The organism is Mucilaginibacter gynuensis (assembly GCF_039541195.1).
Taxonomy (GTDB): Bacteria; Bacteroidota; Bacteroidia; order Sphingobacteriales; family Sphingobacteriaceae; genus Mucilaginibacter; species Mucilaginibacter gynuensis.
Genome location: NZ_BAABFT010000009.1, coordinates 173,347 through 187,856, shown reverse-complemented (window position 1 = coordinate 187,856; position 14,510 = coordinate 173,347). Strand labels below are relative to the sequence as shown.

Sequence of the window (14,510 nt, the reverse complement as noted above, 5' to 3'; positions counted from 1 at the left end):
TTATATGGCAGAAGCAGCAAATTATAGTGAAGATAGTATACGGTCGCTCGATTGGAAAGAGCACATCCGCCTGCGCCCCGGTATGTATATCGGTAAGCTGGGCGATGGATCGGCCTATGATGATGGTATTTATGTATTGCTGAAAGAGATCATTGATAACTCGATAGATGAGTTTGTGATGGGCAGCGGCCGCACCATAGAGGTGAATATGAGCGATCAGAAAGTAACTGTTCGTGATTATGGCCGTGGTATACCGCTGGGTAAGGTGATCGATTGCGTATCAAAGATCAATACCGGTGGTAAATATGATAGCAAGGCCTTCCAAAAATCGGTAGGTTTAAATGGTGTGGGTACCAAGGCGGTAAACGCTTTGTCGGCCGCATTTACTGTACAATCGTACCGTGACGGGCGCACCAAAATAGCCGAGTTTCAAAAGGGCGAACTAATACGTGACGAAGCCGAAAAAGAAACCACCCAACGCAACGGTACGGCCATCAACTTTACACCTGACGACAGCATTTTCCGTCACTATCGTTTCATCCCGGAGTTTGTGGAGAACATGATATGGAACTATGTGTTCCTGAATGCCGGGCTTACACTCAACTTTAACGGACAAAAATACCTGTCGGAACGCGGCCTTTACGATCTGTTGAACCGCAATTCAGATACCGCTAACCTTCGTTATCCTATTATTCACCTGAAAGGCGAAGACATAGAAATAGCCATGACCCACGGCCAGCAATATGGCGAAGAGTATTACTCTTTTGTGAACGGACAGCATACTACCCAGGGCGGTACACACCAGGCCGCCTTCCGTGAAGCAGTGGTAAAAACCGTTCGCGAGCATTATGATAAAGAGTATGACGCGGCTGATATCCGTGCATCAATAGTAGCCGCGATAGCTATTAAAGTGCAGGAACCGGTGTTTGAATCGCAAACAAAAACCAAACTGGGATCGCAAAGTGTTGCACCTGACGGGCCTTCAGTACGTGGCTTTATCAATGATTTTGTAAAGCGCGAACTGGATAACTACCTGCATAAAAACCAGGCAACTGCCGATGCTTTAAAAGCGCGCATATTACAATCTGAACGGGAACGTAAGGATATCGCCGGTATTAAAAAACTCGCTAACGACCGTGCAAAAAAAGCATCGCTGCATAACCGTAAGCTGCGCGATTGCAAACTGCACTTTGATGATACCCACGAACGCAAGCAGGAAACAACCCTGTTCATCACCGAGGGTGACTCGGCCAGCGGATCGATCACCAAATCGCGCGATGTAATGACTCAGGCGGTATTCAGCCTAAAGGGTAAACCGCTCAACTGTTTCGGGCTGACCAAAAAAGTAGTGTACGAGAATGAGGAGTTCAACCTGTTACAGCACGCTTTGAATATTGAAGATGGTATTGATCAGCTGCGCTACAACAATATAGTAGTGGCTACGGATGCTGATGTGGATGGTATGCACATCCGTTTGTTGCTGATGACCTTCTTCCTGCAATTCTTCCCCGATCTGGTGAAGGCCGGGCACGTATCTATATTGCAAACACCGCTGTTTAGGGTACGTAATAAAAAGGAAACTATTTATTGCTACAGCGATGAAGAGCGCCGCAATGCCATTGCCAAACTGGGCAACAAACCCGAGATAACCCGCTTTAAAGGTTTGGGTGAAATATCGCCCGAAGAGTTTGGTTTGTTCATTGGTAAAGATATCCGCCTTGACCCGGTGATATTAAAAGATGCCAACATTAAAGGCCTGCTGGAATATTTCATGGGCAAAAATACCCCAACCCGCCAGCAGCACATTGTGCAAAACCTCCGAGTTGAAAAAGACGACGAAACAATCAACCCGCTAATAGCCACCGAACCGGAAGTGGATTTGGCAGAGGCAGTGTAAAGGGTTAGCCGATCATATATAAAAAAGCAGGGATACCTTTTTAAAGGTATCCCTGTTTTTTTATAATATTGAATTTGCCGCTATATCAAAATAATTCATGATAAAAAGGATGAGTAGCATGCTTTGAGTTGAGCCAAACTAACTTGCCCTCATTAAATATGGCAACTCTTGATCGCTGTGTACCCGAGTTGTCAAATAAATAAACCTTGTCAAATAGCTTTATATTGTTTAACAAGTTGGATTTCGATTTATCATAACGCCGAAATATATCTTCCTTCATCACGTCATGTCCCGATTTTAATCGGCGCTCCTCTACCCTCGTCATATTATCAATTACCGATTGCAGTGCCACAAAGTATAATGTAATATAATATCCGCTTGCTTTAGCCTTTTGTATAGCAGCAATTTCTGTATTACCGGAATAGGTAGTTTCAAAAGCGAAATCGGTATGATCATTTAGTGCATCTGCGCGCCGTTCGAGAGCGATTTTTGCGGCTTTTGTTTGATATTCATAACTTCCTAATTCTTGCTTAGCAATTTCATCAGGATTAATCACCGTGGTTTTAATGCGTCCTTTATTAATAAGATAGGCCGATAAAGTTGTTTTACCGGAACCGTTAGGTCCGGCAATTACCGTAAGGTGAGGCATTATTGTTCGTTTAGTAGCTTAACTTGTTCTTCAAGCAAACGAAAATCACTTGTTAGCTCTTTATGTATTAAAAACTTTGCACCGTTTGGATACTCCTTTACAAAAAAATTGCCTTTCATTGTTTCCGGGTAAGCCTCATCACGGTAGTAAATAGGCAGCCCGGCACGCAGCATTTCTTTAGCGCCAAAGTCGGCGCCTTCATCAATAATGCGTTGGGTAGGGTCTTCCGCGTAAATCTCTTCCAGAGTCTTCATAATACTAAGATACTAATACTTCATCAATTTATCCATCACCTCCCCTAACCTGCTCTTTGCCATAAACTGGTTTTCCAAGCCAATATGCATGGGGATCGGCGTATCCAGACTACCGCAACGCATTACGGGGGCATCCAGCCAGGCAAAACAATGTTCGGCAATGTGCGCGGCTATTTCGCTGCCGAAACCGTTGGTCAGGGTATCTTCGTGTAAGATCACAACCCTCCCGGTTTTCTTCACGCTTGCTTCTACCGCTTCCTTATCCCAGGGTTGCAGGCTTCGCAGATCGATGATCTCTATAGATATATCCGGGTGCGCAGCTGCGTATTCCATAGCCCAGTGCACCGCCCATCCGTAGGTAATAATACTTACCTCGTTGCCGCTTTGTATTGTAGCGGCCTTGCCTATCTCAATGGTATAATAGCCGTCGGGCACTTCCGCGCTGATATTGCGGTACAGGTATTTATGCTCGAAGTACACTACGGGATTAGGATCTTCCACAGCGGCAAGCAGCAAACCCTTGGCATCTGCCGGGAAGGCGGGATAAACTACTTTTAGTCCGGGTGTTTTGGTGAACCATGCCTCATTGGTTTGCGAATGGAAGGGCCCTGCTCCTGTACCGCCGCCTGCGGGCATGCGAATTACCACATCTACCCCCTGCTGCCAGCGGTACCATGTTTTAGCCAAATTATTTACTACCTGGTTAAAGCCACTGCTTACAAAATCGGCAAACTGCATTTCAACTATCGCTTTGTAGCCATTTAATGCCAAGCCCATGGCCGCGCCCACAATGGCCGACTCACATATCGGGGTATTACGCACCCTTGCTTTGCCAAATTCTTCAACAAAACCTTGTGTTATTTTAAACGCGCCACCATATTCGGCAATATCCTGCCCCATTATTACCAGGTTATCGTGCTCGCGCATAGCAGCCCGCAAGCCATCGCTTATGGCATCAATGTATCGCTTTTGGGTAAACGTGTTGCCATGAGGTATTGGCGAGGCATCGTGTGGCTTATATACATCGGCCAGTTCCGTCTCTACCGATGGAATAATATCCGGTTCGTTAAAAGCCTGTTCCAGTTGCTGCTCTATAGATAACCAGAAATTTCCTTTTAACCCGGCTATCATATTCTGGTTCAAAACACCCTCACTAATGAGGTATTGCTCATAATTATCCAGCGGGTCTTTCTGTTTCCATTCGTCAAAGAAATGCTGCGGCACATATTTAGTGCCCGATGCTTCCTCGTGTCCTCGCATCCGGAAGGTATCGCACTCAATTAATACCGGGCGCGGGCGTTGTCTTATATCGGCCGCCAGTTCGCTGATGGTATGGTATACTTCGAGGATGTTGTTGCCGTCTATCCGCCGACCTTCCATACCGTAACCAATGGCTTTATCAACCAAATGGGTGCATCGGTATTGCTCATTGGTTGGTGTAGAGAGGCCATAGCCATTATTCTCTATCAAAAAGATAACCGGCAGATCCCATACCGCGGCCACATTCAACGCTTCATGGAAATCACCTTCGCTGGTGGCTCCTTCACCTGTAAACACAAGCGTAGCGTTATTGCGTCCTGCCAAAACATCTGCCAGCGCAATACCATCGGCTAAAGCCAATTGCGGCCCCAGGTGCGATATCATCCCGATGATCTTGTATTGCTGTGTACCAAAGTGGAAAGATCTGTCCCTCCCTTTGGTAAAACCCGAAGCCTTGCCCTGCCATTGCGCCATCAGGCGCGAAAGCGGGATATCGCGCGTGGTAAATACACCAAGGTTACGGTGCATGGGTAAAATATATTCGTCGGGGTGCATGGCCAGCGTACTGCCTACGGCAATAGCCTCCTGCCCTATCCCCGAAAACCACTTGCCGATACGCCCCTGCCGCAACAGTATCAGCATTTTCTCTTCAACCAGGCGAGGCCATAACAACTTTTTGTAAAATGCCAATAAAGTGTCATTATCCAGGTTTTTGCGGTCAAAAATCATATAGCTAAGCTACTGAAGTTTTTAAAACTTTGTATGTTTGGATAATTAATCTCCACGGCCCATGAAACGCATTTTTTATCCTTTAAAATTACTGTTCTTTGTCCTCGTCAGCTTTACGGCCGGCAACGACTATTATCTATTGGCCGAAAACTTCTTTCTGCATAAGGGCGATAAGCTGAATGTGAAGATATTCAGCGGCATACTGCCTCAAAAAGATGATTACTATGTAAGTCCGAAACCATCGGCACCCAAATTTGAACTGTACGAAGGCTCAAAAAAGGCGGATGTTCCGGCATCAACAAAGGATAGCATCCTGTCCATCCCCGAGCACGAAATGTTGAACAGCGGCCTGGCCCTGTTGCACCTTACCCACGCGCCGGTGATACACGAAACCGAGAGCGAAGATTATGTAAAACATCTCGAAACCGAGGATATGGCCGAGGCTGCCACCAAAGCGAAAAGCATTAAAGACGAATATATCCGCGAGCGCTACAGCCGCTTTCTGAAAACACTCGTGATGGTTGACAAGCAATCGGGCAATGTGTTTGATAAGGTATTGGGCGATGAATACGAGATTGTGCTGAAGAACAACCCGTACAAATTAAACTACGGCGATGACATTACCGGGCTCCTTTATTTTAAGGGAAAGTTACTACAATCGGGCCATGTTGACCTGTACATCAGGACGAGTAAGGGCAGCCTTTACCCCGAACGTTTTGTAACCGATGCCAACGGACAATTCTTTTTTAAATTAAGCCGCGAAGGTATTTACATGTTAAAAGCGGTACGTACCGAAGCATCTGCCGATAAAAATGCTGATTTCGATACCTGGTGGACATCATACACCTTCGCTTTCAGTAGCGCTAACGAATTGCCGAACACCTACAAAGAGTTTGGCTTTGGCGATAAACACTAAACTTTAACATTAATAATTTTTCAAACTAAAACGGGGCCGTCATTTGATGGCCCCGTTTTTTGGTTTATATACCCTTGCACTCATATACTCTTGCGCTCGTTTGCAACGAGTGCTTAAAGTGGCTTGGCGTCTGTGACGCCTCGGTGCGATGCAATCGCTATCCCATGTTAAGCGCTCGTTACAAACGAGCGCAAGGAACATGACATTTTTATGGTATCCTTCCTAAAAGTTAGGATCAATATCCAGCATGCTCAAATCAAACTTGGGTTTGGTGGTGTAGTACAACTGCACTAAACCGGTATCATAAGGGATGTGTTTGATCAGCGTAAGCTCGGTACGTTCTTTAATATCTTGAAACAGGGGTTTGCCTGCGCCTAAAATTACCGGGTGAACCGACAACATCATCTCGTTGATCAGATCGTGTTCAATGAATTTTGATACCAAACTCGCGCCGCCGAAAAGCCATATATTCAGTCCCTCCTCGTGGCGGATACGCTCAATGGCATCTACAAAATCGGTACTTCTGATCACTTCTACATTACCTCCGGGCTGTTGCAGTGTATCCGAAAACACATACAGCTTTTTAGGGCCGAACATTTCGGGTTCGGCGGCTATCAGTTCATAACTTTTGCGGCCTATGAATATCGCGTCGGTATTGTTGGTGAACTCTTCCATACCGTAATCCTGGTCGGCAAAGCACCAGTCGTACTCGCCGTTAGGGCCTTCAATGTAACCATCAAGGCTCATGGCCAGGTTCAATATTATCTTCCGCATGTTATTGTTATAGTTCTGATTTATCCTTTTGCTGCCACTGCTTGCTAAATGATTTATCCGCTACGTTTGGCAGATTGCGCAGGTGGCCCCAGGTTTTATTAAAGAACATTTTGATGAAATAGTTTTTAGTTTTCCCGCTAAAAAAATCGGTGAGTTTACGGCTTAGCATGCCCTTTTTCCATAAGGCCCAGCCCCATTGCTCTTTTTTGGTTACCAATCCGCTGTTTACCGCGTCGCGGCGGTTAAGCAATAGCATTTTATGGATATCAATTTTAACCGGGCACACCTCGCTGCATTTACCACACAAGCTCGATGCGTAGCTCAGGTGCTTAAACTTATCCATACCATCAGTATGCGGGGTAATGATAGAGCCTATTGGGCCGCTGTAAGTAGCTTGATAGCTGTGGCCCCCTATGTTTTGATAAACCGGACAAGCGCTTAAACATGCCCCGCAACGGATGCAATACAATCCCTGCCGCTGATCTTTTTGAGCCAGCAGGTTAGTGCGCCCGTTATCTAACAATACCACATACATTTCATCGGGGCCATCAGTTTCATTGGCCTGCCGCGGACCGCTTAATATGGTGTTGTATACCGTTAAGTTTTGCCCGGTGCCATGTGTGGCCAGCATAGGCCAAAACAGGTCGAGGTCGGTAATGGATGGGATCAGTTTTTCAATACCTACCACCGCGATGTGTACCTTCGGGAAGGAGGTGCTCAACCTTGCGTTACCCTCATTTTCGCTGATGGCAATACTGCCCGAATCGGCTATCAGGAAGTTAGCGCCTGTAATGCCTACTTCGGCCTGCAAATATTTTTCGCGTAATAGTTCGCGTGCTTTTTGGGTGATCTGCTCGGGCGTAGCATCTATCGGCGTACCAAATTTTTCGTTGAACAGCTTAGCGATATCCTCTTTGGAGAGATGCATGGCCGGGGTTACAATATGGTAAGGCGCCTGCCCCAGCAGTTGTAATATATACTCGCCCAAGTCGGTTTCTATGGCCTCTACCTGGTTATTCTGCAAAAACTCGTTCAGGTGAATTTCTTCGGTAGCCATCGATTTTGATTTTACTACCGTTTTGGCCCCTACCCGCTGTAATATATTCAGGATCTCCTTGTTGGCTTCTTCAGCATCATTAGCCCAAATCACCTTGCCGCCGCGGCGCTGAAAATTAGATTCAAACTCGGGCAACAGCTTATCCAGGTTTTCCATCACCTTCCATTTAATGACGTGCGCTTTGCGTTTGGCATTTTCAAGGTTGGCTATTTTTGATAGCCCCACCTTTACCGCGTTGTCATACTTATCAATACTATTATTGATAATGGCGCGGTGGTTCATGTCAAATGCCTTATCCTCAGCAGCAATCAAAAAATCGTCGGCAGTGTTTCCCATAAAGGCTAAGTTAATATTTTTTACAAAAAACTGTACCTGCTTAAAGTTTTAAAACCCCAATGGCTGTGAACATGAATACCTAAAAATGGTTTCTTTACAGCTCCAAAGAAAGCCAACCGTTTTTTAACTATTTTTATTTGATGGATAACGCTCAATTAGTTCAGTTTTTACACAATAGTCAACTGGTATCGTTAACAGGGGCGCAAAAGATTGCCACCCATTTTAAAGAGAAAGCTATTGCCAAAAACGAGTACTTTTTAGAAAGCGGCCATATTTGCAGCCATTATCTTTTTTTAGCCAGTGGTTTTCTACGAGCTTTTGCCCACGATGTAGAGGGCAATGAAGTTACCACAGGATTTTACTCACCAAATCAAATGGTATTTGAAGTATCATCGTATTTTAACAGGGTTACGTCTAAAGAGAACATTCAGGCTTTAGTGGATAGCAAAGGCTGGTTTATCACTTATGAAGAACTGAATACGCTGTTTCATGCCATGCCGGAGTTCCGGGAGTTTGGGCGATCTGTTTTGGTGAAGGGGTTTACCGCCCTTAAAACCCGCACACTATCTATGATTACCGAAACTGCTGAAGAGCGGTATGCGAACTTATTAAAAACCAATCCGGAAATTATCAGGAACGCGCCGCTAAAAACCATTGCATCCTATCTTGGTATTACCGACACTTCGCTCAGCCGCATCCGTAAGGAAATTGGCAAAAAAAGCTAACACACTCATTTATTGCCAAATGGCAAGATTATTACCGCCGCATAACCATTCATTTGCATTACATTAATAACAACGCAAATGGAAACTTTACCAATTTATGTAAACGCCTTATTTATAGTTACCGCTTTACTTACCTTAGTTATATTACTTAAAGCAACTCCTAAGCCCGCCATCGTAGCGGCGATTGTGATCACCTGGTTAGTTATACAAGCCTTTGTAGTGAACTCCGGTTTTTATCACAACATAACCAGTTTACCACCAAGGTTCGTTTTCCTGGTGGCGCCACCTGTACTCCTGATAATATTATTATTTATAACCAAAGCAGGCAAAGCATTTATAGATAACAGCAACGCCCGCTGGCTTACCGGCTTGCATACCATACGCATAGCGGTAGAAATTGTGCTGTTTTTACTTTATCAACATAACTACATCCCTCGTATCATGACTTTTGAGGGTCATAATTTTGATATCATATCAGGGTTAACGGCACCGTTTATTTTGCTGTTCGGCTATTATAAACCGTTCCTCAACAAAACTATTTTATTGGCCTGGAACTTTATCTGCATTGCTTTGCTGCTCAACATTGTGGTCATCGCCTTATTATCGGCTCCATCGTCGGTGCAGCAGTTTGGTTTCGATCAGCCTAACATCGCTATCCTGCAATTCCCTTATTATTGGCTGCCTTGTTTTGTAGTACCAACAGTACTGTTCGCGCATTTAGTTTCTATCAAACAACTTATTAAAGCCAAATCCTGGCAAAAAACAAGAGGGATGAGTTATTAACCCATCCCTCTTGATAATATTCAATAATGCCTAATATTATTCAGCAGGCATATCGTTCTTTACATCCACCACGGGGCGCTCGGCACGGTTGGCCAGTTCCCAGCCGGTATAAAATACCAGTTGCGCGCGTTTAACCAGCATCGGGAAGTCGATCTTGCTTACCTCGTCGCCGGGTTGGTGATAATCTTCGTGCACACCGTTAAAGTAAAAAATGATCGGGATGTTGTGCTTGGCAAAGTTATAATGATCAGAACGGTAGTAGATCTTCTCCGGATCGTTAGGGTCATTATACTTATAATCAATTGTTAAGTTGGTATAAGTTGAGTTAGCTTTCTCGCTGATCTTATGAAGCGTAGTGCTCAATTTATCAGAACCTATCAGGTAGCAATAGTTGGGGTTATCCTTATGGGCCGGGTCAACACGACCGATCATATCGATGTTCAAATCGGTAATGGTATTAGCCAACGGGAATACCGGGTGTTCCGAATAATATTCAGAACCTAATAAACCTTTCTCTTCGCCTACGTTACCTAAAAACAGGATACTCCTTTTAGGGCCTTTACCTGCTTTTTTAGCCTGGGTGAAAGCGCGGGCAATTTCCAATACACCTGTAGTACCTGATCCGTCATCATCGGCACCATTATTAACGCGGTCGCCTGCTTTGCCTTCGGGCTCTAAACCAATATGATCATAGTGGGCCGATATTACCAGCACTTCTTTTTTCAGTTTAGGATCTGATCCCGGAAGGAAACCTAATACGTCAACAGCCTTTACATCTTTATTTACCGTACCGTAAGATACCGATACCTCTGCCTTAACCACCTGCGATTTTGGCGTACCTGTTGAATCTATTTCGGCTTTCAGTTGCTCATAAGTTTTACCTGTGCTTTTCAGTAGTTGGTTAAATACATCGGTAGTGATGTTAATTACCACAGGCAATTCAGGAGCGGTTGCCGCAACAGTTTCCTTTTTAAGGGTTAAGCGTGGTGCCAAAATACTTGTGCCATAACGTTTAATATTGTTAGCCACCGCCGGACTTGCACCCAATATAAGCGCAGGTTTTTTGCTTTGGATGTATTGCACGCGTTTGCTGCGGCTGGTAGCCCATTCTGATTTTTCGGCTTTACCGGTAATTACCGATAAGCCGCCTTTCATGGGTTCACCTTCAAAAATGTAAACTACTACTTTGCCTGCAATGTCAATACCTTTCAGGTCGTCGTATTTTTCATCGCCAATACCATAACCTATAAAAACGATATCGTTAGCGGTAACTGTTTTTGCAACAGCCGGACCGAAAGAATAAAAATCTTTACCGCTTGCAAATGAAGTACCGTTGGCGGTAAACGCGCTGATGTTGAAAGAGTTTTCGGTTAAAGGCACATCTAAAAAGTACGATCCTTTTACCGGGGCCTGTAAGCCCAGTTTTTTAAATTCGGCGGCTATATATTTCGCTGCTTTATCGGCACCCGGTTTGCCTGTTTCGCGGCCTTCAAACTCGTCAGATGCCAGTATGGTTAAGTGTTTTTTCGCATCCTCTACGCTAATGTATTTTGCATACTTCACCGCGACAGGATTTTTTTGGGCATACGCAGCCGAGGTGATTACCACCGCTGCCGCAACCCATAATGTTACCTTCTTCATGTTCATGTACAATTATTATCAACTAAAAAATCCCGGAATTACTCCCGGGATAGGTCTTTATGCTTTATTATTAGCAAGATATTTTACCTACACGGGTAGCATGCCTGCCACCTTCAAATTCTGTAGTGAAAAATATATCGAGTATTTCTTTGGTTTCTTCAAGGGTTACAAAACGCGCCGGTATGCAAAGTACGTTGGCATCGTTATGACTGCGTGCAGGTACGGTTACTTCGGGTTTCCAGCAAAGTGCAGCGCGGATGCCCTGGTGTTTGTTGGCAGTAATGGCAACACCGTTAGCGGTACCGCATAAAAGGATACCGTAATCGGCTTCGCCTTTTTCAACTGCTGATGCTACAAGGTGTGAAAAATCAGGATAGTCGGCTGATTCCGTAGAGTAAGTACCAAAGTCTTTTACCTCTGCATCGCCCAGCAATTCTTTTACCTGTTCCTTTAACGCGAACCCGGCATGATCTGCACCAATAGCAATTTTTAAACCTTGTTTCATGGCTTTAAATGTATTAATAATTGTGTAAAGTTATAAGTAACTATTTTGATATTACAGTGCGGCCAGCTCTTCTTTCTTCAGCTTTCTTTTCTCCACCACACCGGCTACCACAATACCCACTTCGTAAAGCAGGAACAGCGGTATGGCAACCACCGTCATGGTTAAAATATCGGGTGTAGGGGTAATTACCGCTGCTACTACCAGTATCGCCACCACCGCGTAACGGCGGCCGCTCTTCATAAACTTGGCGGTTAAAACACCAAGGCTCGATAGTACGTAAACAATAATTGGTAACTCAAAAACTATCCCCGTAGCCAGCGTAAGCGTAGCTACCGATGACAGGTATGAATCTATCGTGAACGTATTTTCAATTATTTTACTTACCTGGTAACCCGCCAAAAACGAGATAGACTCTGGCGTAACCACATAGTAACCAAACAGGATACCTAATACAAACAGCATCGATGCGTAAAATACAAAGCCACTGGCCGATTTACGTTCTTTTTCGTGGAGCGCAGGTTTAACAAAGCGCCATATTTCCCATAGTAAATAAGGGAAACCAAGCGTAATACCGATGATGAGCGCCGAATTGATCTGCAGCGTGAACTGCCCGGCCATTTCGGTATTGATAATTTTACCCGGTATTTTATCTATACAAAAGCCCGGCCTGTGCAGGTAATCACCCAGTTTACAAAGCATGCGATAGGTAAAGAACTGCGGATCCATTGGGCCCATAATTACTTTATCAAACACAAAATCGTAAAAGCAAAACGCCAGGATGGTAAAGAAAACGATAGCGATGGAGGCTCTTATTAAATGCCATCTTAAGGCTTCCAAATGATCAAAGAAAGACATTTCGGCTTCCATGGTTTTGCCTTTATCTTTGATGGCCTTAATAAGTTTGTTATCGTCGCTCATGTATGTATTTTAAAATACCCTTGCTTTAGGGTAGCAAGGGCATTTACGTTCTATTGTATCAAATCAGTTTTTTAATCTGCAGAATATTCAAAGGTTTCCATGAACTTGGTAGTAAAGTTACCCGCACGGAAGTTAGGGTCTTTAAGCAATTTCAGGTGGAAAGGAATAGTTGTTTTTATCCCCTCGATAACAAATTCGCTCAACGCGCGCTCCATGGTGCTCAGGGCTTCTTCGCGGGTTTGCGCCACGCAAATAACCTTCGCTATCATTGAATCGTAGTTAGGCGGAATGCTGTAACCCGAGTACACATGTGTATCTACACGCACACCATGGCCACCCGGAGAGTGGAAATTGGTAATGCGGCCCGGTGACGGCCTGAAGTTGTTGAAAGGATCTTCGGCATTGATACGGCACTCAATGGCATGCATTGTTGGCTCGTAGTTTTTACCCGAGATAGGGATACCGGCAGCAACCTTGATCTGTTCTTTGATCAAGTCGAAGTTAATTACCTCTTCGGTAACCGGGTGCTCTACCTGTATACGGGTGTTCATCTCCATAAAGTAGAAGTTGCGGTTCTTATCAACCAAAAATTCAATGGTACCTGCACCTTCGTACTTAACGGCTTTAGCGCCTTTTACAGCGGCATCACCCATTTTTTTACGCAATTTTTCGGTCATGAATGGCGATGGCGCTTCTTCTACCAGTTTTTGGTGACGGCGCTGGATAGAGCAATCGCGTTCTGAAAGGTGCGATACTTTACCGTATTGGTCGCCCACTATCTGTATTTCGATGTGACGCGGATCTTCTACATACTTCTCCAGGTACATACCATCGTTACCGAAGGCTGCGCCTGATTCGGCACGGGCAGAATCCCATGCGTTTTCAAACTCTTCATCTTTCCATACCACGCGCATACCACGGCCACCACCACCGGCAGTAGCTTTAAGTATTACAGGATAACCAATTTTACGTGAAATGGCGATACCTTCTTTTACCGAGCTAAGCAAACCTTCCGAACCCGGAATGGTTGGCACGCCGGCCTTCTTCATGGTTTCCTTTGCCGATGCCTTATCGCCCATAGCGTTGATCTGATCGGCAGTGGCACCTATAAATTTAATACCATACTCTGCGCAAATAGCCGAAAACTTGGCGTTTTCAGACAGGAAACCATAACCCGGATGGATAGCATCAGCGTTGGTAACCTCGGCAGCCGAAATGATATTAGGGATATTTAAGTAAGAATCTTTACTTGCCGGCGGACCGATACAAACCGCTTCATCGGCAAAGCGCACGTGAAGGCTTTCGCGGTCGGCAGTTGAATATACAGCTACTGTTTTGATGCCCATTTCCTTACAGGTGCGAATAATTCGCAGGGCAATTTCACCACGGTTAGCTATTAATATTTTCTTGAACATAATTTATAATATGCAGATGTGTAAATGTGCCGATATGCAAATGTAACAAAGCTAAAAAGTGCAAATGTGCAGATGGTTGAATAAGGTATTCGCGTATCTGCACATTTGCACATCAATTATCTTTCAATTGTACATCTGCACATCGGTATATATTATATTGGCTCAACCAAAAACAAAGGCTGATCGTACTCAACCGGAGAAGAATTATCAACCAGTATCTTAACGATACGGCCCGATACTTCCGACTCAATCTCGTTGAAAAGTTTCATGGCTTCAATAATGCAAACCACAGTGCCCGGTTTTATCTCGTCGCCTACGTTAACAAACATAGGTTTTTCGGGTCCGGCCGAACGGTAGAAAGTACCGATCATTGGCGATTTTACAGTAATGTAGTTAGCATTTTCGGCAACCGCGGTAACAGCGGCGGCCACAGGCTCGGCAATGTTAGCAACGGCAACCGGTGCAGGTGCTGCAACAGGTTGTGCCGGTATGGTAGCGTTAACAATAGTTGGCGCCTGGTTCGTCTTTATCGTGATCTTAAAGTCGACTTGCTCAATTGACACTTCGTTTACACCGGCTTTTGAAACAAAGCGAATAAGATCCTGAATTTGTTTAATATCCATATCTGGTATTAATTGGTTGGGGGATAAA

The 14,510-nt window shown here is 44.7% G+C and carries 14 protein-coding genes; 4 read left to right on the top strand and 10 right to left on the bottom strand.

The window, feature by feature from the left end; all coding sequences use genetic code 11:
- The first annotated feature begins 4 nt into the window (after window positions 1-4).
- The gene (locus tag ABD894_RS17810) at window positions 5-1,897 is read left to right on the top strand and encodes a DNA topoisomerase IV subunit B (protein ID WP_345212419.1); all 1,893 of its coding nucleotides are present in this window, start codon (window positions 5-7) and stop codon (window positions 1,895-1,897) included.
- An 85-nt stretch (window positions 1,898-1,982) separates the two neighbouring features.
- Here ABD894_RS17810 and ABD894_RS17805 read toward each other — a convergent pair whose 3' ends face one another.
- The 3 genes from ABD894_RS17805 to ABD894_RS17795 are packed head-to-tail and all read right to left on the bottom strand — an operon-like array spanning window position 1,983 to window position 4,789.
- Window positions 1,983-2,546, bottom strand: a complete 564-nt coding sequence (locus ABD894_RS17805; protein ID WP_345212418.1) for an ATPase — start codon at window positions 2,544-2,546, stop codon at window positions 1,983-1,985.
- Window positions 2,546-2,800, bottom strand: coding sequence for a hypothetical protein (locus tag ABD894_RS17800; protein WP_345212417.1), 255 nt, complete (start codon window positions 2,798-2,800; stop codon window positions 2,546-2,548). Before ABD894_RS17800 ends, ABD894_RS17805 begins: the two co-directional genes overlap by 1 nt.
- A 12-nt stretch (window positions 2,801-2,812) precedes the next feature.
- The gene (locus ABD894_RS17795; protein WP_345212416.1) at window positions 2,813-4,789 is read right to left on the bottom strand and encodes an alpha-ketoacid dehydrogenase subunit alpha/beta; all 1,977 of its coding nucleotides are present in this window, start codon (window positions 4,787-4,789) and stop codon (window positions 2,813-2,815) included.
- A gap of 61 nt (window positions 4,790-4,850) precedes the next feature.
- Here ABD894_RS17795 and ABD894_RS17790 point away from each other — a divergent pair, with 61 nt between their 5' ends.
- Complete coding sequence (locus tag ABD894_RS17790; protein ID WP_345212415.1) at window positions 4,851-5,705, top strand: DUF4198 domain-containing protein; 855 nt, start codon at window positions 4,851-4,853, stop codon at window positions 5,703-5,705.
- A 222-nt stretch (window positions 5,706-5,927) separates the two neighbouring features.
- On the opposite strand, the gene ABD894_RS17785 is transcribed toward ABD894_RS17790, so the two are convergent.
- Window positions 5,928-6,479, bottom strand: a complete 552-nt coding sequence (locus ABD894_RS17785) for a dihydrofolate reductase family protein (RefSeq protein ID WP_345212414.1) — start codon at window positions 6,477-6,479, stop codon at window positions 5,928-5,930.
- Between the two features lie 7 nt (window positions 6,480-6,486).
- Window positions 6,487-7,872, bottom strand: a complete 1,386-nt coding sequence (locus ABD894_RS17780; protein ID WP_345212413.1) for a LutB/LldF family L-lactate oxidation iron-sulfur protein — start codon at window positions 7,870-7,872, stop codon at window positions 6,487-6,489.
- A 140-nt stretch (window positions 7,873-8,012) separates the two neighbouring features.
- Here ABD894_RS17780 and ABD894_RS17775 point away from each other — a divergent pair, with 140 nt between their 5' ends.
- Both ABD894_RS17775 and ABD894_RS17770 read left to right on the top strand, forming a co-directional pair.
- A complete protein-coding gene (locus ABD894_RS17775) occupies window positions 8,013-8,597 on the top strand; it encodes a Crp/Fnr family transcriptional regulator (RefSeq protein WP_345212412.1) in 585 nt (194 codons plus the stop codon).
- Window positions 8,598-8,675: 78 nt separating this feature from the next.
- Window positions 8,676-9,380, top strand: coding sequence for a hypothetical protein (locus ABD894_RS17770; protein WP_345212411.1), 705 nt, complete (start codon window positions 8,676-8,678; stop codon window positions 9,378-9,380).
- Between the two features lie 36 nt (window positions 9,381-9,416).
- Here ABD894_RS17770 and ABD894_RS17765 read toward each other — a convergent pair whose 3' ends face one another.
- From ABD894_RS17765 to accB, 5 genes are all read right to left on the bottom strand, one after another.
- On the bottom strand, window positions 9,417-11,021 hold the full coding sequence (locus ABD894_RS17765; RefSeq protein ID WP_345212410.1) for a M28 family peptidase: 1,605 nt from the start codon (window positions 11,019-11,021) through the stop codon (window positions 9,417-9,419).
- Between the two features lie 70 nt (window positions 11,022-11,091).
- On the bottom strand, window positions 11,092-11,526 hold the full coding sequence (gene rpiB / locus ABD894_RS17760; protein ID WP_345212409.1) for a ribose 5-phosphate isomerase B: 435 nt from the start codon (window positions 11,524-11,526) through the stop codon (window positions 11,092-11,094).
- Between the two features lie 51 nt (window positions 11,527-11,577).
- Window positions 11,578-12,444 carry a twin-arginine translocase subunit TatC gene (gene tatC, locus ABD894_RS17755; protein ID WP_345212408.1) on the bottom strand — a complete coding sequence of 289 codons (867 nt, stop codon included), beginning with the start codon at window positions 12,442-12,444 and terminating at the stop codon, window positions 11,578-11,580.
- 71 nt (window positions 12,445-12,515) lie between these two features.
- Entirely contained in the window at window positions 12,516-13,859 is a 1,344-nt protein-coding gene (gene accC / locus ABD894_RS17750; protein WP_345212407.1) for an acetyl-CoA carboxylase biotin carboxylase subunit, read from the bottom strand.
- A 152-nt stretch (window positions 13,860-14,011) separates the two neighbouring features.
- On the bottom strand, window positions 14,012-14,482 hold the full coding sequence (gene accB / locus ABD894_RS17745; RefSeq protein ID WP_345212406.1) for an acetyl-CoA carboxylase biotin carboxyl carrier protein: 471 nt from the start codon (window positions 14,480-14,482) through the stop codon (window positions 14,012-14,014).
- Between the last annotated feature and the right edge of the window lie 28 nt (window positions 14,483-14,510).